General features: G+C 60.5%; 1 protein-coding gene. It reads right to left on the bottom strand.

Annotated elements, in window-relative coordinates; genetic code table 11:
* Positions 1–43 precede the first annotated feature (43 nt).
* Positions 44–521, bottom strand: a 478-nt coding sequence (locus ACXJ5O_RS29500; protein WP_457302992.1) for a hypothetical protein, incomplete at its 5' end; no start/stop codon positions are given.

The raw sequence follows: 521 nt of genomic DNA, 5'->3' as shown, positions 1-521 counted from the left end.
GTCCCAATCGGCAGAGGAAAATCGATCGGGACAGGTAGAGCATCTATTGCTTTTGCCGGTGTGTCTTCTTTTGYGTCTCGACYTTCTCRATTTCCCGTTTTTCCTTKAGGAGTTCGGMTTGRTCCTGYGCCAAGCGTTCGACCTGTGGCGACTGATTGATATCGGTCGGTATTGGTTGCTTCGGATCAAGCTCGACGGCGTTTTCCGCGCGCCGCGCTGCACCGGCCTCGGACTGTGTGCGATAGGCGTGATCGCTGCCGCCACCGTCGAACGGCTTCTCGTTGGTTTGCGTTGACGTGTCTGCCTGACGGGTTTCACGGACAGCTTCGTTCTCTGTCCTTACGCGAACAGTATCGAGAGCAAGGCTGATTTCGGCCTCCGTGCGGAGGGGTTGTTCCACCGCCTGCGCAGCCGGCTGCGCCGGTGGCGACACCTCCCCCTCGACTGGTGCAGCTGGCTTCTCTACGAAGCCAGGACGCTCGGTCCCCAGGCGCTCGAGACGGGCGGTCTCGCGCTTGAGC

The sequence above is a fragment of the Phyllobacterium sp. P5_D12 genome, from assembly GCF_054049495.1.
Note: the sequence above shows the minus strand (reverse complement) of the source record. Positions and strands in the feature narration are given on the sequence as shown.